The sequence below is a fragment of the Pseudoalteromonas sp. SIMBA_162 genome, assembly GCF_046535955.1.
GTDB classification, from domain to species: Bacteria; Pseudomonadota; Gammaproteobacteria; order Enterobacterales; family Alteromonadaceae; genus Pseudoalteromonas; species Pseudoalteromonas marina.
In genome coordinates this window covers 1-234 of record NZ_JAWJBQ010001266.1, presented here as the reverse complement: position 1 = coordinate 234, position 234 = coordinate 1, and the positions used below count along the sequence as shown (strand labels likewise).

The 234-nt window shown below is 67.5% G+C and carries 1 protein-coding gene; it reads right to left on the bottom strand.

Features of this window, described 5'->3' with window-relative positions; translation table 11 throughout:
* A partial coding sequence (locus tag R0J88_RS23705) for an iron chelate uptake ABC transporter family permease subunit (protein ID WP_410901414.1) occupies positions 1 to 201 on the bottom strand: 201 nt, incomplete at its 3' end.
* Between the last annotated feature and the right edge of the window lie 33 nt (positions 202 to 234).

Genomic DNA, 234 nt, shown 5'->3' with positions numbered 1-234 from the left:
GGCCAAGCTGCCCACCACCCAAAAGCGAATCTCATCGGCGGCGCGCTGGTCGTAGAGCAGCATCAGTGCGCTGAGCGAACCGAGCAGCCCGGAAAACGCGGCACCCGCTAACACCAAGCGCACCGGGTCGCTCCCCACACCGCGCAGCCGAGCCACGCTGAGCACGCACACGCAGCCGATCAGCGCGCCTAACTGGGCCACGGGAATGCGTAAAGTGGCCGCGCTGGCCCCTAA